19 protein-coding genes and 1 pseudogene are annotated in these 20,670 nt (G+C 68.6%); 9 read left to right on the top strand and 11 right to left on the bottom strand.

Features of this window, described 5'->3' with window-relative positions; all coding sequences use genetic code 11:
* Positions 1-20: 20 nt before the first annotated feature.
* Positions 21-599, top strand: a pseudogene (locus H577_RS15440) (magnesium transporter); the annotation flags it as partial.
* 95 nt (positions 600-694) lie between these two features.
* On the top strand, positions 695-1,159 hold the full coding sequence (locus H577_RS0106695) for a hypothetical protein (RefSeq protein ID WP_156876574.1): 465 nt from the start codon (positions 695-697) through the stop codon (positions 1,157-1,159).
* A gap of 7 nt (positions 1,160-1,166) precedes the next feature.
* Here H577_RS0106695 and H577_RS0106690 read toward each other — a convergent pair whose 3' ends face one another.
* The 5 genes from H577_RS0106690 to H577_RS0106670 all read right to left on the bottom strand — a co-directional run bounded on the left by H577_RS0106690 (position 1,167) and on the right by H577_RS0106670 (position 9,210).
* The gene (locus H577_RS0106690; protein ID WP_029145305.1) at positions 1,167-2,117 is read right to left on the bottom strand and encodes a hypothetical protein; all 951 of its coding nucleotides are present in this window, start codon (positions 2,115-2,117) and stop codon (positions 1,167-1,169) included.
* 181 nt (positions 2,118-2,298) lie between these two features.
* A complete protein-coding gene (locus H577_RS0106685; protein ID WP_029145304.1) occupies positions 2,299-3,933 on the bottom strand; it encodes a fucose isomerase in 1,635 nt (544 codons plus the stop codon).
* The gene (locus tag H577_RS15435; protein WP_051191824.1) at positions 3,930-6,503 is read right to left on the bottom strand and encodes a GH116 family glycosyl-hydrolase; all 2,574 of its coding nucleotides are present in this window, start codon (positions 6,501-6,503) and stop codon (positions 3,930-3,932) included. Before H577_RS15435 ends, H577_RS0106685 begins: the two co-directional genes overlap by 4 nt.
* A complete protein-coding gene (locus H577_RS0106675) occupies positions 6,500-7,999 on the bottom strand; it encodes an FGGY-family carbohydrate kinase (RefSeq protein ID WP_029145303.1) in 1,500 nt (499 codons plus the stop codon). The genes H577_RS15435 and H577_RS0106675 overlap by 4 nt, the downstream gene beginning before the upstream one ends.
* 221 nt (positions 8,000-8,220) lie before the next feature.
* On the bottom strand, positions 8,221-9,210 hold the full coding sequence (locus H577_RS0106670) for a LacI family DNA-binding transcriptional regulator (RefSeq protein WP_029145302.1): 990 nt from the start codon (positions 9,208-9,210) through the stop codon (positions 8,221-8,223).
* Between the two features lie 123 nt (positions 9,211-9,333).
* Between H577_RS0106670 and H577_RS0106665 the strand changes: the two genes are divergently transcribed.
* Positions 9,334-10,449, top strand: a complete 1,116-nt coding sequence (locus H577_RS0106665) for a glycoside hydrolase family 172 protein (protein ID WP_029145301.1) — start codon at positions 9,334-9,336, stop codon at positions 10,447-10,449.
* Between the two features lie 265 nt (positions 10,450-10,714).
* The gene (locus H577_RS15430) at positions 10,715-12,319 is read left to right on the top strand and encodes a glycoside hydrolase family 183 protein (protein WP_051191823.1); all 1,605 of its coding nucleotides are present in this window, start codon (positions 10,715-10,717) and stop codon (positions 12,317-12,319) included.
* A gap of 174 nt (positions 12,320-12,493) precedes the next feature.
* Here H577_RS15430 and H577_RS0106655 read toward each other — a convergent pair whose 3' ends face one another.
* Positions 12,494-13,081, bottom strand: coding sequence for a TetR/AcrR family transcriptional regulator C-terminal domain-containing protein (locus tag H577_RS0106655; RefSeq protein WP_051191822.1), 588 nt, complete (start codon positions 13,079-13,081; stop codon positions 12,494-12,496).
* 54 nt (positions 13,082-13,135) lie between these two features.
* On the opposite strand from H577_RS0106655, the gene H577_RS0106650 reads away from it, so the two are divergent.
* From H577_RS0106650 to H577_RS0106640, 3 genes are read left to right on the top strand one after another with little or no spacing between them, the layout of a single operon-like run.
* Positions 13,136-13,717 carry a biotin transporter BioY gene (locus tag H577_RS0106650; protein ID WP_029145299.1) on the top strand — a complete coding sequence of 194 codons (582 nt, stop codon included), beginning with the start codon at positions 13,136-13,138 and terminating at the stop codon, positions 13,715-13,717.
* On the top strand, positions 13,711-14,439 hold the full coding sequence (locus H577_RS0106645) for an energy-coupling factor ABC transporter ATP-binding protein (protein ID WP_029145298.1): 729 nt from the start codon (positions 13,711-13,713) through the stop codon (positions 14,437-14,439). The genes H577_RS0106650 and H577_RS0106645 overlap by 7 nt, the downstream gene beginning before the upstream one ends.
* On the top strand, positions 14,433-15,035 hold the full coding sequence (locus tag H577_RS0106640; RefSeq protein WP_029145297.1) for a CbiQ family ECF transporter T component: 603 nt from the start codon (positions 14,433-14,435) through the stop codon (positions 15,033-15,035). Before H577_RS0106645 ends, H577_RS0106640 begins: the two co-directional genes overlap by 7 nt.
* 5 nt (positions 15,036-15,040) lie before the next feature.
* On the opposite strand, the gene H577_RS0106635 is transcribed toward H577_RS0106640, so the two are convergent.
* From H577_RS0106635 to H577_RS0106615, 5 genes are all read right to left on the bottom strand, one after another.
* Positions 15,041-15,355 carry a type II toxin-antitoxin system PemK/MazF family toxin gene (locus tag H577_RS0106635; RefSeq protein WP_029145296.1) on the bottom strand — a complete coding sequence of 105 codons (315 nt, stop codon included), beginning with the start codon at positions 15,353-15,355 and terminating at the stop codon, positions 15,041-15,043.
* A gap of 1 nt (position 15,356) precedes the next feature.
* Positions 15,357-15,590, bottom strand: coding sequence for a YlcI/YnfO family protein (locus tag H577_RS0106630; protein WP_029145295.1), 234 nt, complete (start codon positions 15,588-15,590; stop codon positions 15,357-15,359).
* 60 nt (positions 15,591-15,650) lie between these two features.
* Positions 15,651-16,526, bottom strand: coding sequence for a carbohydrate ABC transporter permease (locus H577_RS0106625; RefSeq protein ID WP_051191821.1), 876 nt, complete (start codon positions 16,524-16,526; stop codon positions 15,651-15,653).
* 1 nt (position 16,527) lies between these two features.
* Positions 16,528-17,463, bottom strand: a complete 936-nt coding sequence (locus tag H577_RS0106620) for a carbohydrate ABC transporter permease (protein ID WP_051191835.1) — start codon at positions 17,461-17,463, stop codon at positions 16,528-16,530.
* Between the two features lie 96 nt (positions 17,464-17,559).
* Complete coding sequence (locus H577_RS0106615) at positions 17,560-18,906, bottom strand: extracellular solute-binding protein (protein ID WP_029145292.1); 1,347 nt, start codon at positions 18,904-18,906, stop codon at positions 17,560-17,562.
* A 353-nt stretch (positions 18,907-19,259) separates the two neighbouring features.
* Between H577_RS0106615 and H577_RS0106610 the strand changes: the two genes are divergently transcribed.
* Positions 19,260-19,997, top strand: a complete 738-nt coding sequence (locus H577_RS0106610) for an SDR family oxidoreductase (protein WP_029145291.1) — start codon at positions 19,260-19,262, stop codon at positions 19,995-19,997.
* Between the two features lie 7 nt (positions 19,998-20,004).
* Positions 20,005-20,613, top strand: a complete 609-nt coding sequence (locus H577_RS0106605) for a TetR/AcrR family transcriptional regulator (protein ID WP_029145290.1) — start codon at positions 20,005-20,007, stop codon at positions 20,611-20,613.
* Positions 20,614-20,670: the final 57 nt, after the last annotated feature.

Below are 20,670 nucleotides of genomic sequence, written 5' to 3'. Positions count from 1 at the left end.
GGATGCCGCGGCATCCACTCCAGGATGTCGCCCGCCAGGGCGGCGTCGAGCCGCTGGGCCGGCCGTACCTGAGCACGCCGATCCCACGGCTCGTGCGCTCGCGCGCGGTGTGGCTGTTCGTGCTGGCCATCGGTGCGACGCTCACCGTGCAGGTGCTCTCGCACTTCGAGGCCACGCTCGCTGAGATGACCGCGCTCGCGCTGTTCGTGCCGCTGCTGATCGGCACCGGCGGCAACACCGGCAACCAGGCGGCCACCACCGTCACGCGCGCGCTCGCACTGGGCGAAGTGGCCCCGCGTGACATCCTCCGCGTGCTCGGGCGGGAGGTGCGCGTCGGCTTCCTGCTCGGCCTCGCGCTGGGGCTCGTCGGATTCGTCATCGCCGGTGCCGTCTACTCCTGGCCGATCGGCGTCGTGATCGGCCTGACCCTGATCGCCGTGTGCACGGTGGCGGCGACCATCGGCGGGATCATGCCGCTGGTGGCACGGGCCATCCACGTCGACCCGGCGGTGTTCTCGAACCCATTCATCACGACATTCGTGGATGCCACGGGCCTGGTGATCTACTTCCTCATCGCGAGGACCGTGCTCGGGCTCTGACCTGTAGCGCGCCTCGGGTGGGCCTGCAGGCGGGCCGGGTGGGCGCGCAGGCGGACCGGGCGGGCGGTGCGCAGGCTGGGCGGTACACAGACGGGATGCCGCGCGCCGCGCGCCGGGTCACGGCATCCCTCTGCCATCCTGGGCACGTGGCAGTCCCGCCGAAGCGTCTGTTCGAGAGGATCGTGTTCCTCGTCCACGGGGTCGTGACCCTCGCGGCCGCAGTGGTGCTGGTCGTCTTTCCTGCAGCGATCCCGGCGACTGTGGGCATTCGCTTCGCCACCGATGCGGTCGTGCTGCTGCCCTATCTGCTCGGCGCCACGGAGCTGGCCATCGCGCTGATCTCGCTGGGCGCCGTGCGGATCGCCGACCGTCGGGCAGTCCGCCTCATCGCATTCGCGTTCGCCCTGCTGCACGCAGTGACCGCGGCGCTGGAAATCGTCTATCTCGCGGCCGAGGGCATGTCGGTGGTGCTGGTGGTCAACCTCGCAGTGCGCATCGTGGTGACCGGCGTGTTCGTCGTGATCTGGTGGAACCGGCGCCCGGTGGGAACCGCCGCCTGAGCCACGGTCAGAGCGGTTCGACGCGGAACGTGAACGCGCGACCCTGCCGGAACGGCTCGACCAGCTCGACGTTCTCGAACGCGATGCCGCCGGGCAGCGGATGCTCACTCATCCAGTAGGTGTGGCGGCCGTTGACCTGGCCGCGCAGCGCGGCATCGGGATCGGCCGCACGCCACTCCTGTGTTGCGCGGCGGCCGACGTAGTGCCAGTGCTCCGCCGTGCCATCCGCGTAGACGGCGCCGGCGGGGTCCTCCTCGTCCGGACGGACCCGGAACACGACCTCGTCGCCGTCGCGCGGCAGCTCGTCGGCCCCGAACGAGGCGTGTGGCGCGAAGTCGCTGCCGCGGTAATCGGGCCACAGCTCGGTGGCGCGCACGGTGCGCCCAGCGAGCTCGATCTCGCGCAGTCGCGCCCAGTTGCCCATCGTCGCGGTGAGGATGCAGGACTCCAGCGGCACCGAGGTCTCGCGCGCGAACGCCGCCAACCGCACCTCGTGCGGGCGGTCGCGGGTGAAGGTCACCGTCACCCACACGTCCGCGCCGTTCGCGAACGGCTCGCTCAGGATGCCGACGGTCAGGGTCTCTTCGTCGACCGCACCGCGCGCCAGGTCGTGGACCGCACCGCGCGCCGGGTCGTCGCCGGCACGCGGTGTGGGGTCGGTCGGGTCGTCCGCCGACCAGAACCGCAGCCCGGGCTCATCATCCAGGCGCGAGCGCTCGAGCTCGGAGTAACCGCGCTCTGTCTGACCGTACGGAATCGGCTCGATCGCGAAGAAGTTCACGAGCCGGTCGCGCGGATGGTCGAGGTACGGCGTGAACACGCGGATCAGCCCGCGCGGCCCGCCCAGCGGATGCAGGCCGATCTGCAGTCCCTCGGGGTGCCCCCACCGCGGCTCGCGCGGCCCGGTGCCCGCCGCGGGCCGCAGCCACCCCGTGTCGTCGACGGCTGCTTCGCGCATGTTCTGCTCCTTACTCTCCGTTCAGAACTCAGGTGATTTCGACGCCATCGCGCCGGAATCGGAGCGCAAGTGCCTTGGCGAGCACAGATTTCCTGAGCTCTGAACCGGATGCCGCGGCAGCCAGGTCGTTTCGACTCGCTCGCTCGCGCTCGCCCAACGACCGGGTGGCGCCCGACCCGCCCTACAGGTTCACTTCCCCGCACAGGTGCACGGTGATGCCCATCCCACCGAGCATCGCGGCCTTTGCGACGAGCGCCTTGTCGGCGGTGTCCGCGTCGGGCGCGTAGACGAGCTGGGCGTGGTTGGCCTTGTGCCGCGCCATGAACTGGTCGCGGCTCTGGCCGTGCAGCACGACGCTGGCGATCGGCCATTCCGGGTTCGTCAGATCCTTGCGGCGCTGCGACTCCTCCGCCGGCAGCTCGACCACCGTTCCGCGGAACAGGTCCGCGTGCAGTCCGCCGTCGGCGATGTAGATGCGCGAGAGCACGACCTCGCCCGGCTTGGACACCCCGTTGATGGTCGCCCCGCCCGCGGGGAAGAAGACGTGGCCCTGCCGGTTGCCGACGGCCTTGTCCCATCCGCCCAGGTGCGACGCCGGCACCGAGCCGGAGATCTCGTAGACCCACACGAACTGCCCGTCGTAGTCCTCACCCCAGCGCACATCGTGCAGGGTCGTGTCGGGGTTCAGGCCCATCGCCGTCCAGACCCGGTTGGTCACCAGCGCGTCGACAGCCACGCCCTCGTCGGCCTCGTTGAAGTGCGGGAACGCGCGGCCGGCGTGCAGCTCACGCTGTCCGTCGCGGGAGAACACCGGTGGCCGGTCGGTGGAGTTCAGGATGCCCTCGGCGAGGTCTGACGCCGGGACGAGGTCCTTCAGACCCTGCTGATACTGGATGCCCACGGCATCCAGTCCGAAATCGTCGGCGATGCGCAGTGCGGCGATGTACATCTTCAGCTGCCACTGCACCTGGTCACGGGTCAGCTCGGTCGCGGCATCCTGCCCGTACTCGAACGTCATGCCGCGGTCGATCAGCCAGTCGTAGGCGGCATCGGCCTCGGCGTCGGTGACCGTCAGCATCTCGGCGTACAGCGCCGATTGCGACAGCCGCTCCTTGTAGATGCCGGTGCCGTTGAGCAGCTCGTCGTCGAAGATCGCGTTGTACATGCCCATGCAGCCCTCGTCGAACACGCCGATGATGGCCTTGTCGGCGACCAGCTGCGCGGCCAGCGCCTGGCCGAGCTCGGTCTCGGGAGAAGAAGGCAGCGCCGGCAGATCGCGCACGTGCGAGGCGTCGTGGGTGATGTGCCCGGTCTCGATCCACTCCTTCAGGCCGGCCCGGAACCAGTCGTCGGTGAAGTCGACCGACCAGATGGTCGAGTATTCCTTGCCCATCTTGGTCAGGCCCGCGTTCAGGCCCAGCAGGCCGACCAGCCCCGGCCAGTCGGGGGCGAAGTTCGCGGTGGTCAGGATCGGTCCGCGGTGCGTGCGCAGCCCCGCGAGCACGTGGTGCGAGTACTGCCAGTTCGCGATGGCGACCACCAGCGGGGCGTCGTCGGGGATGTTCTTGAACACCTCCATGCCCATCCGCTGGCTGCGGATGTACCCGTGCCCGCGCTCTTCGTCGACGCCGAACGCCCGCACGACGTTCCAGCCGAGGTCCCGGAAGGCGGCCGTCACGGCGGCCTCGGTGGCTTCCTGTACCGGCCAGCCGGCCACGTTGGCCGACTCGCGCAGGTCGCCCGAGGTGATCAGGTATGCGGTCTTCGGCTGCGTCTCGGGCCGGGCGACGGGCGCGGGGAAGGTGTAGTCGGTCATGGTGCCTCCTTGAGGTCGGGGTCGGTGAGTGTCAGCACGACGTGCTCGCCGGCCGTGAGATGAAGGGGGGTGGACGCTTCGACTCGCTGACGCTCGCTCAGCGCACGTGCCGCGCGCCCGCGCACTCGCAGCAGATCGACGTCGAGCACGCCGCCGTCGACGTCGAGCCGCACGGTGTCGCCGTCGATCGACACGCGCCCCCACGCCGTGCCGGTGGTGAACAGGGCGCGCAGCGGTCCCGGTTCGGCCGGGTCGAACGAGAGGGTGCGGGATGCGGCATCCCACTGCGCTCCGGTGAAGGCGAGCAGCACGCCCCATGAGGAGAGCGATCGGGCGTAGTGGTTGCCGCATTCGATCTCGTTCCACGGGTTGCGCACGACGCCGTCGTACCGGGCGGCCCGCGTCCGTTCGATGTGCAGCGCATCGTCGGTGCGTCCGGCATAGGCGAGGGATGCCGCCACCTGGTGCTCGATGCCCGTCCACACTTCGTCGGAGTAGACGAAGGGGATCGCCGGCCGGCCACCGGTGGGCCAGGAAGCCAGCAGCAGTCCGCCCTCGTCGTTGAGCGCATAGATCCGCTGCGTGCTCTCATGGTCGCGCAGCGTGTCGCGGAAGTTGTGCTGCATGATCGCGCCCAGCGCGCTGCGCACGCGGTCGGCGGGCAGGATGTCACCCAGCCCGTTCAGCCGGGCGTGGAACTGTCCGAGCAGCTGGTCGGAGAGCACGCCTTCGCCGAACTGGTATCGGTGCGCATCGACGTCGTCGATGACCTGCCGGTACCATTGGCCGTTCCACAGCAGCTCGTCCATGCGGGCGGAGGCGCGGTCTGCCTGTTGGGTGAGCTCTGCGGCGCGCGTGTGTGCGCCGAGGTGTCGTGCCATCCGGGCTCCTGCGCGCAAGGCGGCCACGAGCATCCCGTTCGCGAGCGGCTCGACGCCGTGGAACTCGATGTCGTAGGTGTTGTGCAGCTCGCCGTCGACGAGCCCGTCGCCGTCGCGGTCCCATTCGCGCATCGCGTACGCGAGCGCGCGGTCGGCCGCAGGCCACAGCTCGCACAGGAAGTCGTCGTCGCCCGAGAACCGCCACTCGCGATGCAGTCGGATGACGGTGCCGAGCTGTCCGTCGACCGCGGGTCCCATGAACCAGCCAGGGCCGTCGAACACGCGGTTCGAGCGGAACTTCTGCGCGCCCGCCTCGTCGGTCTCGAGCAGGAACTCGTTGCGCCGCGCGCTGCGCTCCAGCTGCGGGAACAGCCAGGCCGCGGTCTGCGCGTACGACCACACATGCGTGCAGGTCCCCTCGCACGAGCCGCCGTGGTCGAACGAGCCCTCCCATGCGGCGAACACCGGCCCCTCACCGAGCACCGGGTTGGGCGTCTCGACGACGAAGCAGGTCGTCGAGCGCACCGCCGCGATGTTCGCGCCCGCAGTCTGTGCGATGACAGGGTCGAGCGACCCGCCGTACAGCGCCTCGACGAACGCGTCGGTCGCGCGTTCGAGGGCGGGCAGATGGGTGTGGAGATGGGATGCCGCGGCCCAGGCATCCGGCCAGAGCGTGGCGTAGTGGTTGCGCACGACCTCGTCGGCATGCGGGTCCTTCATGACGATGTGCCCGAGCCACCCGCGGTGCCGGTTCGGGAACGACCAGCTGAGCGCGAACTCGAAGTCGCGGCTCTCGCCCGGACCGAGCTCATGCACGATCCCCAGCGACCCGGTGCGGATGCGCGGCAGGGTCGCGAACAGCTCTTCCTCGCTCATCGGACGCCCGGTGTCGCCCTCGGCGAACAGTCCGCGCGGGCGGTCTTCGAGGGTCAGGCGGGGTTCGGGGTCGAGGCGGCCGTCGGCGACGAGGTCGTTCCAGAAGAGCCGCGCTCCGTCGGGCCAGAAGCCGGTGACCCACTGCGGCTTCGCCGTGGTCGCGGCATCCCGTGTCGTCAGCGCCAGCGTGCCGTAGCCGAAATCATCCTCGGGCAGGTCGATGCCGAAGTCGAGGCCACGCACTGCGCCGTCGTCACGCCACTGCACGCTCTGGGTGCCGCGCATGCCGAACGGTCCGTCGCCGCGGCCCGCGGTGTGACTGACCGAGCCGACGACGGTCACGTCGACCGGCGTGTCAGTGGGGTTCGTGACCGTGTACCGCAGCACCGCCGCCGGGATGCCCGACGCGTCGGGGTCGAGCGGCACCAGCGGCGTGAAGGCGTGCAACGACACCTTGACGGGCAGGGCTTCATCGGCGAAATCGATGTCGACGACGGGGTACTCGCCGTGCAGGGTCGCCGCATCGAGCCGCGGGAGCCCGGCGAGCGCGTCGAAGGGCGCACCGGCATCCCAGTCGTACGGTCCGTTCAGCCGCGCCTCGAGTACACGGGTGACCGGCTCGCCGCCGGCCGGTCGCGCGTGGATCGCGAAGAACGAGTTCGGGTTGCGCCGCCCCTTGTCCGGGAGATTCTCGAGTTCCCAGTCGCGCAGCTCGCCGCGCGCGCCGAGCGACACGGTGCCCGTGCCGATCCCGCCGAGCGGGAACGCAGCACGGGTGGCGGTGTGCGGGATGCCGCGGGCCCGGCGCGTCATGCGGCCACCTCTCTTCGCTGCGTCCGGGCCAGCTCGTGCACGACGTCCTTCGTGCCCACGTACAGCCGCAGATAGCGGTCGAACAGCTCGTCGTACACGGCGGCTACGGCAGGGTCGGGATCGATCGTCTGCACGATCGGGTTCCACTCCTCGATACGCGGAGCCTCACCCGAGTCGGCGACGGCCGTCGCGGCGAGAAACGCCGCGCCGTAGCTCGCGCCGATCGTCGTCTGCGGTAGGTGCTGGCTCAGTCCCGTGGCATCCGACACGATCTGCAGCCACAGCGCGCCCTGCGTGCCGCCGCCCACGGCGACGATCCGACGGATGTCCGCACCGGCGGCGCGCATGGTCTCGACATTGTGCCGCACGCCCAGCGCGGTGGCCTCGAGCGCGGCGCGGTAGAGGTCGCCGCGCGAGTGGTCGAGCGTGAGCCCGGCGATGACACCGCGTGCGTCGGCATCGAGGATCGGCGTGCGCTCGCCGGCGAAATACGGCAGCATGACGAGGCCGCGCGCCCCCGGGCCCGATACCTCGGCCTCGGCGAGGAGGGTCGGATAGTCGGCATCGGTCAGGTCCTTCAGCCACGCCGTGATCGCACCGCTGGTCGCAAGTCCCCCGGCGAGGTTGCGGCTGCCCTCGAACGCACCGACGGTCGTCCACATCGACGGCGTGCGCAAGGTGCGCTCCCCCGTTGCGATGAGGAACATCGTCGTGCCGTACATGAGCATCAGGTCACCGGGCTCGTGCGCGCCGACGCTCACGGCCTCGCTCCAGGCGTCGATGGTTCCGGTGATGACGGGAGTGCCGATCGGGATGCCGGTAGCCTCCGCCGCCTCGGCCGTCACCGTGCCGGCGATCTCGCCGGCCCACCGCAGCTCGGGGCGCTCGATGCCGGGCGCGAAGCGATCCCACCACGGCTCGTGCCACACATTGCGCTCGACATCGTAGAGCGGGGTGGTCTGGCTCGCCGACTGATGGTCGAGCACGTACGCTCCGGTGAGCTTGCGGGCCAGGAACGACGCCGGCATGAACAGTCGCCGCGCGCGCACGTACGCCTCGGGCTCCTCGTCGGCGACCCACGCGATCTTGGGCCCCGCCGCTTGGCTCGTCAGTCGCGATCCGCCCACACGCACGATCTCGTCGACGCCGAGCTCCGCGGTCATGCGGTCGATCTGTGCCGCGGCCCGGGTGTCGACGCCGTAGAGGATGGTGGGGCGGACCGGGTCGTCATGCTCATCGGTCAGGAGCACGCAGGGCCCCATGCCGCTCACGCCTACACCGATGAGATCGATATCATCGCCCGCACGCGAGAGTAGTTCGCGGGAGAGCTCGACGAACTCGCGCCACCACACCGCGGCATCCATCTCCACCCAGCCCACGTGCGGACGCTGTACGTCATGCGAGATCGCCGCCGTGGCGATGATCTCGCCGGCGCTCGTGACCAGCACACCCTTGGTGCTGGACGTCCCGACGTCGACGCCGAGCGTGCACTGCATCGTGTCCTCCCGAGACGGTTTCTGGCGCCCTTGCGACCGCGGCCCCACGCTACACGAAATCGATTTCATGCACAATGCGTGGCGCCCGCCCCTCGACACCCGCCCCGCCGAAACCACCCTCGTTGCGCCGAGATCACCCTCCGCGCGCGGGAGGCGGGAGGCGGGAAGCGGGAAGCGGGAGGCGGAGGGCGAGGAGGGAGGGGAGGGCGGGATGCCGCAGCTCAGACCGCGCGCAGGGCGGTTGCGGGCTGCACTTCGTGACGCAGCACCACCGTGCGGGCGGGCTGGTCGTCACCACCGATGCGTTCGAGCAGCAGCCTCGCCGCGGTGACGCCCATGTGCCGGGCAGGCAGGCGCACCAGCGTCACGGCACTCGGCGAGAGCGTGGTGAACGGCAGCGATCCGATGACGGCGACCCCGAGCTGAGGCGGGGTGAGTCCGTGCTCGGTGAGCACCTGGATCGCTCCCACGCCGATGAGGTTGTTGCCGGCGACGACGGCATCGGGCGGCTCGGGCAGCGCAAGCAGCTGCTCCATCGACGCACGCCCGCCATCGACCTGGAAGCTCGAGTACCGCAGCAATTCGCCGACCGGCGCGTCAGGGAGACGCTCAGCGATCACGGCACGCCACCCCTCGGCGCGCTCCTCCGCCGTCTCGATGTGCTCCGGCCCTGCGATGAACGCGATACGGCGGTACCCGGCATCCACCAGATTCTCCGTGGCGGCCATGCCGGCCGAGCGGTTCGCCATCACGACTCCGTCGATGTCGTATCCCGTTCCCCGGTCGACCGCCACAACGGGACGACCCGTCGCAAGAATGTCGTCGAGGCTCGTATGATCGGCGGCTGCAGCCAGGATCACCCCCGCCATATGCTCGGCGATCGCGATCTGCAGGTACCGGGCTTCCTTCTCGACCTGCGCGTCGGAGTTGCACAGCACGACCGAATACCCGGCCTTCTGCGCGACATCCTCAACCCCCCGAGCGAGCTCGGTGAAGTAAGGGTTCTCGATGTCCGGGATGACCAGCGCGATGACCTCGGACTCCTGTCGCCGAAGCGAGCGCGCGGTGCGGTTCGGGCTGAAGCGCAGCTGTCGCGCGGCATCCCTCACCGCTTGGGTCTTCGCCTCGGAGACGCCCAGCCCGTTGAAGACGCGCGAGACGGTCGCCGGCGAGACCCCGGCCAGCTTCGCCACCTCATAGATCGTGGCCATATCCCCCACCCGTCGCCGTCACTGCGCGTTGACAGCGCATTGCGACCACAATACAGTGATGAAATCGATTGCAAGAGGTGACGGCGAACGGCGCGCCGCTCCGACACGAGGAAGTGCACACCCATGACATTCCCGACATCCCTGAGCGCTCTCCGCACGGTGCAGACCCGCTCGATCTCTCCCGAGAACTTCGACGGCTCGGTCGGCGGAGGCGCCCAAGCGACCGAGGGCACAGGTGCCGAGTGCGCCCGTGACCTCGGTCCCGGGTGGAAGATCTCGCCGAGCGTCGACGTCACCGCGGGCGAGACGTTCGAGCTGGCGAACATCGCCGGTGCCGGCAAGATCACGCACATCTGGATCACGACACACACCGACAACTGGCGCACGCTCATCCTGCGCGCGTACTGGGATGGCGCGTCCGAGCCCGCCGTCGAGGTGCCCTACGGCGACTTCTTCTGCAACGGATGGGGCGTGTTCGCGCAGGTGAACTCGCAGATGATCGCCGCCAATCCGCACGGCGGTTTCAACTCGTACTGGCCGATGCCGTTCCGCGAAGGGGCGCGTCTGACGATCGAGAACACCTCGACCGTCGACGTGCGCATCTACTACCAGATCACCTACGAGACCGGCGGGGACTACGACGGTGAGGGCTACTTCCACGCCCAGTGGCGTCGTTCGAACCCGCTCGACGAACTCGTGCCCCACACGATCCTCGAGGGCATCGAGGGGCAGGGCCATTACGTCGGCACCTACATCGCCTGGGGCGTGAACTCGAACGGCTGGTGGGGCGAGGGCGAGATCAAGTTCTACATGGACGAAGACACCGACCACCCGACCATCTGCGGCACCGGCACCGAGGACTACTTCGGCGGCGCCTGGAACTTCGACGTGCCCGGGCAGGGATACACCGCTTTCTCGACGCCGTATCTCGGGATGCCGCAGGTCATCCGCCCCGACGGGCTCTACGTCTCGCAGCAGCGCTTCGGCATGTACCGGTGGCACGTCGCCGACCCGATCCATTTCCGCACCGGGCTGCCCAAGGTCGACATCCAGGCCCTCGGCTGGCGCAGCGGGTGGCGCTACCTGCCGTTGCGCGACGACATCGCCTCTACCGCGATGTTCTACCTGGACCGTCCCACCGCGCGGCGCCCAAAAACGCCCACCGCCGACGACATGGAGGTGCACCTAGGCAGCGCCCCGGTGCCTGACATCGGCGCGACCCCGCCGCGCGAGCCGTAGGGCCGGCGGCCGGCGCGGCCGGGCGCGGGGCTGCGCGCGACGGCACGGGCCGGACGCGGGGCACGGGCCGGGCGGCCGAGCGCGCCGCGACCCGCCGAGACAAGGGATTCTCGCCGAAACGCAGGGCGAGGCCCCCCTCGAGGAAAGTCCCCGGTCTCGCCACCCGCGCCCTGTCGCGGACATCCACCAGCTGATGGACCCGAACATCTCCTGACACCACCACGTACCCGCCGACGGGGCGGGGCACAACAGAAGGAGAGAGTCGATGAAGCCTCACAACAGAAAGGCCTTCGGGGTCGCCGCGGGGCTCGCAGTGGCGGCACTGTGCGCAGCGACCGCGATCGCGGCCGGCGGCGGTGACCGCGCCACTGCGGCGGCGGCCACCCCGCCGGCAGCGACACTGAAGACCGGAGCGGTCAGCATGGTGAACGAAGCTCACACCGCGGCATCCACCCCCGCCGTCGTGGTCGAGAAGCTGACCGGCCCCGACGCTCCGAACAACACGTGGGGCCGCTGGGACATCAAGGCAGCCGACCTCGGCATCCTCTGGGACGACGGTCAGGGCCAGGTGCTGGCGGCGTTCGGCGACACGTTCGGCAACGCGTGGGCCGGACCCGGCGGCGGTGCACCCGCCAACGGCAACTGGCGCAGCAACGTGCTCACGCGTTCCAGCGACAGGAACCTTGCCGACGGGATGCTGTTCAACAGCGCCCCGCAATCGCCACAGGGCATTGCGAAGCAACTCATCCCGTCGAAGAAGATCAATGGCGATGAGATCACGACGATCCCGACGGCGGCGATCTCGGTCGGCCGCCGCCAGTACATGGCGTTCATGTCGGTGAAGCAGTGGGGCGACCCAGGCAAGTGGGACACGAACTATGCGGGCATCGCATACTCCGACGACGACGGCGAGAATTGGACGGTCTCGAAGACCCGCTGGGAGAACAACGCCGCCGGTACCGACCCGTTCCAGATGCAGTCGTACGTGCGGCGTGGCGGGTACGTGTACGTGTTCGGCACCCAGAACGGACGCAACGGCCCGGCATCCGTCGCCCGCGTGCCGGCGCAGCGGCTGCTTGACATGAGCGCCTACAGGTACTGGGACGGCCGCGGCTGGAACCGCAGCGAATCGAAGGCGGAGCCGATCATCGAAGCGCCGGTCAGTGAACTCTCGGTGCAGTACGACGCGTACAGCCACCGCTACCTGCTGATGACGCTGTCGGGTCCTGACATCGTGCTGCGCACCGCGAAGAGCCCGCAGGGACCGTGGACCGCCCCGCAGACCATGGCGTACGCGGCTGACTATCCGGGGCTGTACGGGGGCTACTTCCACCCCTGGAATCGCGACGGCGAGCTCTACTTCACGATGTCGTCGTGGAGTCCGTACAACGTGTACCTGATGCGCCTGCAGATCAATCGGGACGGTACGATCGTCAACCCCAACCTCGTCGTGGATCCGAGCTTCGAGCGCGGCGTGGCGATGGGTGACGGCGCGTGGTCGTGCACGAACAACTGCGGCATCGACACCGCGCCGGCGAGCGCGTTCAGCGGCGACCACAATGCATTCGTGCGCTACAACTCCGGCTGGCGGAACATCTACCAGGATGTCGCCGTGCAGCCGCACACGAAATATCGGCTGACGGGGTTCATCCGCACGTCGACCAACAGCGACAACGGATACTTCGGCGCGCGGACCACCGCGGGCCAGGTGATCTCCGAGGCGCACTTCGTGTCGGTCGGCTCCTGGACGCGCTTCACCGTCGATGTCGACAGCGGCGCGAACAGCACCCTGCAGCTGTACGCCGGCGTCTGGACGAACAGCGGCGACATCTGGCTGCAGCTGGACGACGTGTCGCTGGTCAGACGCTGACGAGTGGATGCCGCGGCCCGGTGCCGCGGCATCCACTCACCGGCCCGTCCGGAGCCTGCCGCACCGCGTACAGGTTCGGAAGATCGCACCGACTTCGGAGCTTTGCCGCGAAATCATCCGAGCTTCGCGCAATGCTCCGAACCCTGTGAGCCGCGAGCGGCGACCTTCAACCTCTCAGCCCGCGACGCCGACCCGCGCGCGCAGCCCCTCGACCAGCAGGTCCACACCGAACGCGAAGGCAGAGGCCGAGGCATCCGGTCCGCCCTCCACCGTCACGCCGAGGCTGTCGTACTGCAACCGCTGCTGCTCGTGCGAGACGTGTCCGAGCACGAAGTGCAGCAGGGCGGTCGCCGCCTGCCGGGTCGTCGCGTCATCGAATCCCCCGCCGGCCATTGCCACCGCGAGCCGGCCGAGCGCGGCATCCGCCCCCAACCCCATCGACAGCGTGCTCGAGACGACCTCGGCGCCGTCGCGGTAGGCGAGCAGGCTGTCGCGCAGAGCCGAGGCCGACGCGCGTACGTCAGCGGCCCAATCGCCCGAAGACGACACCGGAGGCCGCCCCGCCACGATGCGGTCGGCGAGATCTGCCAGCAGCGCCTGCTTGTTCGGAAAGTGGTGGTACAGCGCACTCGGCTGCACATCGAGCGCGGCCGCCAGTCGGCGCATGGTCAGGTCGGGCAGCCCGACATCGTCGAGCAGATGCAGCGCGGTGCGGGCGACATCGTCGCGAGTGTGTCGTCGCGCAGTTTCGCTCGGAGCCATATCCTCACTATAGTGAACGGCGTTCAGGTGAACACCGTTCAGGTAAGGAAACCCATGACCGACTCCCCCACCGCCACCCGCGCGCGACTGAGCGCAGCCGACATCGCCCGCGTCGCCGTCTTCGCCGCGGTGATCGCCGTGCTCGGCCTGCCGGGCGGCTTCACGATCTTCGGTGCCGTGCCGATCACAGCGCAGACACTGGGCGTCATGCTGGCCGGTGCGATCCTCGGGCCGTGGCTCGGCGCGCTGTCGATGACGGTGTTCCTCGCGCTCGTCGCGCTCGGCCTGCCGCTGCTGTCGGGCGGACGCGGCGGCATCGCGGTGTTCGTCGGCCCCTCGGCGGGGTACCTCATCGGCTTCGTCGTCGGAGCGTTCGTGATCGGGCTCATCGTGCACGCCGGCAATCGCAAGCCCACGCTCTGGCGCACCTTCGCGGGCGTGGTCGTCGGCGGCATCCTCGTCGTGTACGCGTTCGGCATTCCGCTGCAGGCGCTGATCACGCGGATGCCGCTGGGCGAGACGTTCCTCACGAGCCTGGTGTTTATCCCCGGCGACCTCATCAAGGCGGTGCTGGCCACCGCGATCACGCTGACGCTCGTGCGCGCCTACCCGCGGGCGTTCCATCGCACATGGTGATCTCGCTGCGCGACGTCGTCGTGCGTCTCGGGGACGTCGATGCGCTGCGAGGTGTGACGCTCGACGTCGACGCCCGCACGGTCGCGGTGATCGGTGAGAACGGATCAGGCAAGTCCACCTTCGCCCGGTTGCTCGCGGGGCTCATACCCGCGGCGTCCGGCACCGTCCGCGTGCTGGGACTCGCTCCGGCACGGGATGTCGCCGAGCTGCGCCGCCGCGTCGCGGTGGTCTTCAGCAATCCCGACGCGCAGATCGTCATGCCGACGGTGGCCGAGGATGTCGCCTTCTCACTGCGGCCGCAGCGAGGTCGCGAACGACTGGCGAAGGATGCTTCGTCTCGCTCGCGCGCGCTCAGCACAAGTGCCGCGACCGCCCGCGTTGCGGCATCCCTCTCCCGCTTCGGGCTGACGGAGCTCGCCGAACGACCGGCGCATGACCTCTCCGGCGGGCAGAAGCAGCTGCTTGCCCTGGCCGGCGCGTTCGTGCGCGAACCGGATCTCGTGATCGCCGACGAGCCCACCGCCTACCTCGACGCCCGCAATGCGCGGCTGGTCGGCGACCACCTGCTCGCCGACACCGGACACCGGCTCGTGCTGGCCACCCACGACCTCGCGCTCGCGCGGCGGTGCGAGGTCGCGGTGCTGTTCGCCGACGGACGCGTGCGGTCGACGGGTGACCCCGCCGACGTCGTTGCCGAGTACGAGGCGCTGCTGACATGCTGAGCCTCTATCGCCCCGGCAGCAGCCCGCTGCACCGGATGCCCGCGGGCCCCAAGCTCGTGCTGCTGGTCGCGCTGGTGCTCGCCATCTCACTGCTCCCGACGGCACCGTGGGCGGCCGGGGCCGCCGTCGCCCTGTGCATCATCGCGTACCTGTTCGGGGGCGGGATGCCGTGGCTCGCTGTGCTCGCGCAGCAGTTCTGGGCCCTGAAGTGGGTCATCGCGTTCATGTTGGTCGGTCAGTTGATCTTCCTGGGTCCGGTGCCGGCCGTGCTCAACACCGTGCGCGTGACCGCTGCGGTGCTGCTGGCGGCGCTCCTCGCCCTTACGACGCGCGTGACCGCTCTGCTCGACGCCCTCGAGCGCGGGCTCGCGCCGCTGCGGCTGGTGCGCGTCGATCCTGCGCGCGTGGCGCTCATGCTCACCGTCACGCTGTCGACCCTGCCGGTCATGGGGCACATCGCCCACGACGTCCGCGAGGCGCAGCGCGCCCGTGGTGCCCGACCGGGCGTGCGCACGTTCGCGGTGCCGTATCTGGTCATGGCTCTGAAGCACGCCGACGAGCTGGGCGACGCCCTCGCCGCGCGCGGCGTGCGATGAGCCGCTCAGCCCATCAGCGGAATGTCGAGGTCGAACGCCAGCACCATCGCGCGCGCCAGAGCGACTTCCTGCTCCATCGAGAGGTAGCCGATCGTCCGACCGAGTGCCGCGACCGGGATGGTGACGATGTTGTCGAGAGATGCCACGCAGGGGTGGTCGAGCCCGTTGCGAATATCGAGGGGAACCTCGCTGCTCAGCCCCTTCACTGTCGAGGTGGTCGGGGCGATCGTGACCTTGGTCATCGCCGCGCGGGCGAGATCGCGCGTAAGAACCAGCGCCGGCCGGGTCTTGTCCAGTCGCGCGAGGCAGATCTCGCGCACGTCAGCCCTCGAGATCGATGTGCGTGACAGTCCAGTCCACGAGTGGATCGAGGTCGTCGGCAGTACCCACGCGTGCAAGTACGGCCGCGTCGCCTTCCGCCGCGCGACGTCGCATCTCGCGCTCGAGCGCCGAACTCACCAGCGCCGCGCGACTGGCGACTCGGCCACCGGCGACTTCGCGGTCGAGGAACTCGACGACGGGATCGGGAAGGCGTACGGCGATCTGCGTGGACATATATCCATGATACATCGATGCATCCCGTATTGGGATGCATCGGCGGGCGCGCCCGGATCCCTACTTCAGCCCGGCCATCTTGATGTTGCCGATGATCTGGCGCTGGAAGATGAGGAACAGGATGATCACCGGCGCCGCGGCAAGCACCGAGCCCGCCATCAGCAGCCCGAGTTCGGAGCTGCCCCGGCCGGTGCGGAACGTCGCAAGGAACTGCTGCACGACGAACTTGTCGGGGCTTGTGATGGTCAGGATCGGCCACACGTAGGAGTTCCAGTACGCCAGGAACGCGGTGATGCCCATGACCACGAACGGCGGCTTGGAGAGCGGGAGGAAGAGGAAGAAGAAGATGCGCAGTCGGCCGCAGCCGTCCAACATCGCGGCCTCTTCAAGGCTCGACGGGATGCTGAGATAGAACTGCCGGATGAAGAAGATCATCGCCGCGGTGGTGGCGCCCGGGATGACCAGGACGGCAAGGCTGTCGAGCATGCCGAGATCGGTCACGACGATGAAGCTCGTCAGCAGGATCGTCATGCCCGGGATGAACATGGTCGTGATGACGATGGTCCAGAGCGTCCTCTTGAAGCGGAAGTCGAGGCGCGCGAACGCGTAGGCGGCGAGCGAGTTGACGGTGAGGGCGAGCGCCGTGAACAGCACCGCACCGAGGAATGTCCACCCCATGGTCAGGAGGAAGGTGGGGTCGCCGAGGATCTGCGCGTAGTTCTCCCATTTCCACACCTCAGGGAAGAACTGGAAGGGAGTCGAGATGACCTCGGTCTTCGACTTGAATCCGGCGATCACCAGCCAGAGCAACGGAAAGAGCGAGGCGACAACAAAGATCACTCCGACGATCGTCTTGCTGATCGCGTAGAGCCACCACGAGGTGGTGTGTTGCGGGCGACGGCGGATCGCTGCGACTTCCTGTGCGACGACGGCCATGTCAGTCCACCAGCCTCTCGGAGTTGACGAAACGGAAGATGAGCGCCGACACTGTGCCGAGCACGACGAACAGCAGAAGCGCGGCGGCGATCGAGTACCCCACGTTCACATCGTTCGTGAAGTGGTTGAAGATGAAGAGGTTCGGCAGCGTGGTCGAGTCGAGAGGTCCGCCCTGTGTCATGACCAGCGGCAGGTCGAGCTGCTGGATCGCCGCGACGAACCCCGTGACGAGCAGGTACAGGATGATGTTCTTCATCTGCGGGATCGTGATGAAGAACGTCTTCTGCCACCAGTTCGCCCCTTCCATGGCGGCAGCCTCGTAGTACTCGGTGGGGATGTCGATCATGGCTGCGACCATGATGAGCGAGGTGAGCCCCATCCCGAGCCAGATGGCGGGGATGGCGATGGCCAACAGCGCCCACTTCGGGTCGCCGAGCCAGGCGACGGGGTCGATGCCGAAGAGCCCGAGGAAGGCGTTCAGCAGGCCGCCGGAGTAATCGTAGATGACGACGAAGATGATCGACGTGATCACGGTCGAGATGATCGTCGGAAGGTAGATCGAGACCTTCAGCGTGCTGGCGAAACGCCGTGAGACCGCGACGACCAGGCTCGAGAAGCCGAACGCCAGCAGCAGCATGGGCGGGACCGTCATCGCGACGAAGACGAAGCCGCGACCGATTGCCGCCCAGAACAGCGGGTCGGTCAGGACGTTGGTGTAGTTGCGCCAGCCGACGAACTCGGGGGACTTGTAGAAGCTCCAGTCATGGAATGAGAGGTAGGCCGCGTACAAGGCCGGCCAGATCACGAAGATCCCCAACAGGACCACGGCCGGCAGCAGCAGCCAGTACGCGATCTTGCCGTCGCGGTACAGGTAGCGGCGATGGCGCCGCCTCGTGCCGCGCGCGTCGGGCATTATCAGCGCTTCGGTCTCGGTCATCGTCGGATGCGTCACGGTCATCTCTCACCCCATCGTCACGGAGACGGCCGGTTCGGGGGCCGGTGATGCGCCGGCCCCCGAACCGCCCTCACGGCGTCAGTTCTTCGGCGCCTTGGCGGGCAGGTCGTTCTGCTGGATGACCTTCTGGATCGCCGCCTCGGCGGTCTTGATGGCGTCATCCGGCGACTTCGCGCCCTTCATGACCGACTCCATGGCCGTGCCCACGGCCAGCGAGACGTCCCAGGGGTACGTCGGCTCGGGGATCGCAGTCGGGGCGATCTTGTTGACGAGGATGTCGGACCACGGTGCATCGGCGGCACCCGCGTCCTTCGCCACCGCCTCCTGCACGCTCTGCCGCACCGGAATCTTGGTGAACTGCGTGTTCACGAAGAATGGCACCACATTCGCGGGATCGCCGGCGATCGCCCACTGTAGGAAGTCACCCGCTGCCTCGGCGTGCTTCGACTTCGCGTCGATGACCCACTTGAAGTTGCCGAGTGTCGTCGCGGTGCGACCATCGGCGGTCGGTGCGTTGGGGAATGCGCCGACGCCGGTCTTGGTGAGCAGATCCTTGTAGTCCGACCCGATCTCGGACATCATCCACGAGCCCGAGACCTTGAACGCCACCTTCTTCTGCCCGAAGTCCTTGCCCTCGACATAGGCGGCCAGAGCCTGCTTGGGCATGTAGCCGTTGTCCCAGAGCTGCTTGTACTCGTTCATCAGCGCGCGGTACCCGTCGTCGTCGATGTTCGGCTTCGTCCAGTCATCGGTCAGCGCCGTGTGCCCCGTGAAGTTGTACTGCTGACCGACGGTCGACCAGGCGAAGGTCGCCGCATCCATCGCCGGAGAGATGCAGTACTGCCCTGACTTCAGAGTGGGCTTGATCTTGGCGCAGGCGGCCATGAGCTCATCCCATGTGGTCGGGCCCTGCTCGGGGTCGAGGCCCGCGGCGCTGAGCATGTCCTTGTTCCAGAACAGCACCGTCTGTGCCTCGACCAGCAGCGGATACGCGTAGAACTTGCCGCCGATCTCCGACACCGACTGCGCGATCGGCAGGATCTCCTGCAGCGCCGACTTGTCGACCACCTTGTCGAGGTCGTACAGCTGTCCGGCGTTGACCGCATCCTGGATGGGCCCGGAGTGCGTGTAGATGTCGGGCGCCTTGCCCGCGGCCTGTGCGGCCTTCATCTTCTGGTCCCACGCGTCGGCCGGCACCTCGGTGTCGACCACCTTGATCTTGCTCTGCGACTCGTTGAACTTCTTGACGATGTCCTTGTACCAGGCGTTCTCGGGCGGTGTGAACGTCCGGTGCCAGAACGTGATCGTCTGAACGCCACCGCTGTCGCCGCTGTCGCCGGACCCGCCGGAGCATGCGGAGAGTGCCAGGCCCGCGGCGAGCATCGCGGCTCCCGCAGCGATGAGCTTGCCCTTGCTGTTGCGCATTCGTCCTCCTCAGGAACACGGCTCACCCGTGAGCCGTTGCTGTGGCCGGTGATCACCGGCATGTGGGCGCCGAGACGGTGACCGGGACTGCATCGCGAGTCACCCTTGACCTCGTCATCGGCCAGAGTAGACGAAATCGATTTCATGCGCAATGACCGCAATACAACAGTGATCTTCCGACGAAGTGTTTCGAGGAACGGGATGCTGTGGCCGCATGCCGGGAATCGATTTCACGTGAATGCACCTGGCGTGACGTGCGCCGAACCGCGGCATCCACCACGGCCACCACTGCCACGACTGCCACCCCGCGTGCTACCGTCATACCGACCAGACGGTATCTCCGAGGAGGCGTTATGGACAGGTTCACGGGGCGCACCGCGCTCGTCACGGGCGCGAGCCGCGGCATCGGGTTCGCCATCGCCCAGCGCATCGTGGCCGAAGGCGGCTCGGTCGTCATCACCGCGCGCAAACAGGACGAGCTCGACGCCGCCGTCACCGAACTGGGCCCGAACGCCTCGGCGGTGGCCGGCCGCGCCGACGACCCGGAGCATCGTGCGGCCGTCTTCGCCCACATCACCGAGCGCCACGGGCGCCTTGACCACCTCGTGAACAACGCCGGCATCAACCCTGCCTACGGGCCGCTGCTGACGGTCGACGACGATGCGGCGCGCAAGATCCTCGAGGTCAACGTGCTGGCGACCCTGGCCTGGACGCGCGAGGCCGTCGCCGCCGGCCTGCAGCGCTCGGTGGTCAACCTCGCGTCGATCGCCGGGGTCTCGGCCGCGCCCGGCATCGGGTTGTACGGCGTTTCGAAGGCCGCGGTGATGAATCTCACCATCCAGCTCGCGCACGAGCTCGCCCCGGGGCTGCGCGTGAACGCGGTCGCGCCGGCGGTCGTGAAGACCCGGTTCGCGCGCGCCCTGTACGAAGGGCACGAGGAACAAGCGGCATCCGTCTATCCCCTGGGTCGTCTCGGCGAACCGGCCGACGTCGCCGGCCCGGTTGCCTTCCTGCTCTCCGACGATGCGGCCTGGATCACCGGGCAGACCATCGTCATCGACGGCGGCGCGACGCTGCACGGGATCGGCTGAGCGGGCCATGGTCAAGGGCACCACCATCGCCGACGACATCACGCGAGCCGCCGTCGGGCTGTTCGCCGAAAACGGCTACGCCGGCACCAGCGTGCAGCAGATCGTCGAAGCGGCGGGCGTCACCAAGGGCGCGCTCTACCACTACTTCGGCTCGAAGGACGATCTGCTCTTCGGCATCTACGACCGGCTGCTGGGCACCCAGCAGGGGCACCTCGACGCCATCGTCTCCGCCGGCGGCGACATCGACGACGTGCTCACGGCCGTGTGCATGGACGTCGTCCAGACCACGGTTGCGCAGCTCGACGAGGCGGTCGTGTTCTTCCAGAGCGCACACATGCTGAGCGCCGTGCGTCGCGAGGAGGTCACACGTCGCCGCCGCCGCTACCATGATGCGTTCGGCGCGCTCATCACGCGTGGGCAGAAGGAGGGCCGCTACCGCACCGACATCCCGCTACCGGTGCTCATCGCACACTTCTTCGCCGACGTGCACTACCTCGGGCAGTGGTATTCGCCCACCGGCACGTCGAGCGCAGACACGCTCGCGCACCAGCTCACCGCTCTCTTCCTCGCCGGGATCCGGCGGGGGGATGCCGCAGCCGCCGGCACCGCCGGCTGACAGCGCGACCGCGGCCAGCGGGCGTGTCGCCGCGACCCCGCAGCCTCTCCCCGGACG

The sequence above is a fragment of the Microbacterium luticocti DSM 19459 genome (genome assembly GCF_000422405.1).
In the GTDB taxonomy this organism is placed as follows: domain Bacteria; phylum Actinomycetota; class Actinomycetes; order Actinomycetales; family Microbacteriaceae; genus Microbacterium; species Microbacterium luticocti.
The sequence above is the reverse complement of the archived record's forward strand: the minus strand, read 5'-3'. Positions and strand labels throughout refer to the sequence as shown.

Bases quoted from the DNA above. Each gene is read 5' to 3' on its own strand.
- H577_RS15430 (WP_051191823.1), top strand. From the start codon at position 10,715: ATGAAGCCTCACAACAGAAAGGCCTTCGGGGTCGCCGCGGGGCTCGCA.
- H577_RS0106690 (WP_029145305.1), bottom strand. From the start codon at position 2,117: ATGCGCGAAGCAGCCGTCGACGACACGGGGTGGCTGCGGCCCGCGGCG.
- H577_RS15435 (WP_051191824.1), bottom strand. From the start codon at position 6,503: ATGACGCGCCGGGCCCGCGGCATCCCGCACACCGCCACCCGTGCTGCG.
- H577_RS0106620 (WP_051191835.1), bottom strand. From the start codon at position 17,463: ATGACCGAGACCGAAGCGCTGATAATGCCCGACGCGCGCGGCACGAGG.
- H577_RS0106630 (WP_029145295.1), bottom strand. From the start codon at position 15,590: ATGTCCACGCAGATCGCCGTACGCCTTCCCGATCCCGTCGTCGAGTTC.
- H577_RS0106650 (WP_029145299.1), top strand. From the start codon at position 13,136: ATGACCGACTCCCCCACCGCCACCCGCGCGCGACTGAGCGCAGCCGAC.
- H577_RS0106695 (WP_156876574.1), top strand. From the start codon at position 695: ATGCCGCGCGCCGCGCGCCGGGTCACGGCATCCCTCTGCCATCCTGGG.
- H577_RS0106605 (WP_029145290.1), top strand. From the start codon at position 20,005: ATGGTCAAGGGCACCACCATCGCCGACGACATCACGCGAGCCGCCGTC.
- H577_RS0106645 (WP_029145298.1), top strand. From the start codon at position 13,711: ATGGTGATCTCGCTGCGCGACGTCGTCGTGCGTCTCGGGGACGTCGAT.
- H577_RS0106670 (WP_029145302.1), bottom strand. From the start codon at position 9,210: ATGGCCACGATCTATGAGGTGGCGAAGCTGGCCGGGGTCTCGCCGGCG.
- H577_RS0106615 (WP_029145292.1), bottom strand. From the start codon at position 18,906: ATGCGCAACAGCAAGGGCAAGCTCATCGCTGCGGGAGCCGCGATGCTC.
- H577_RS0106685 (WP_029145304.1), bottom strand. From the start codon at position 3,933: ATGACCGACTACACCTTCCCCGCGCCCGTCGCCCGGCCCGAGACGCAG.
- H577_RS0106665 (WP_029145301.1), top strand. From the start codon at position 9,334: ATGACATTCCCGACATCCCTGAGCGCTCTCCGCACGGTGCAGACCCGC.
- H577_RS0106675 (WP_029145303.1), bottom strand. From the start codon at position 7,999: ATGCAGTGCACGCTCGGCGTCGACGTCGGGACGTCCAGCACCAAGGGT.
- H577_RS0106610 (WP_029145291.1), top strand. From the start codon at position 19,260: ATGGACAGGTTCACGGGGCGCACCGCGCTCGTCACGGGCGCGAGCCGC.
- H577_RS0106625 (WP_051191821.1), bottom strand. From the start codon at position 16,526: ATGGCCGTCGTCGCACAGGAAGTCGCAGCGATCCGCCGTCGCCCGCAA.
- H577_RS0106640 (WP_029145297.1), top strand. From the start codon at position 14,433: ATGCTGAGCCTCTATCGCCCCGGCAGCAGCCCGCTGCACCGGATGCCC.
- H577_RS0106655 (WP_051191822.1), bottom strand. From the start codon at position 13,081: ATGGCTCCGAGCGAAACTGCGCGACGACACACTCGCGACGATGTCGCC.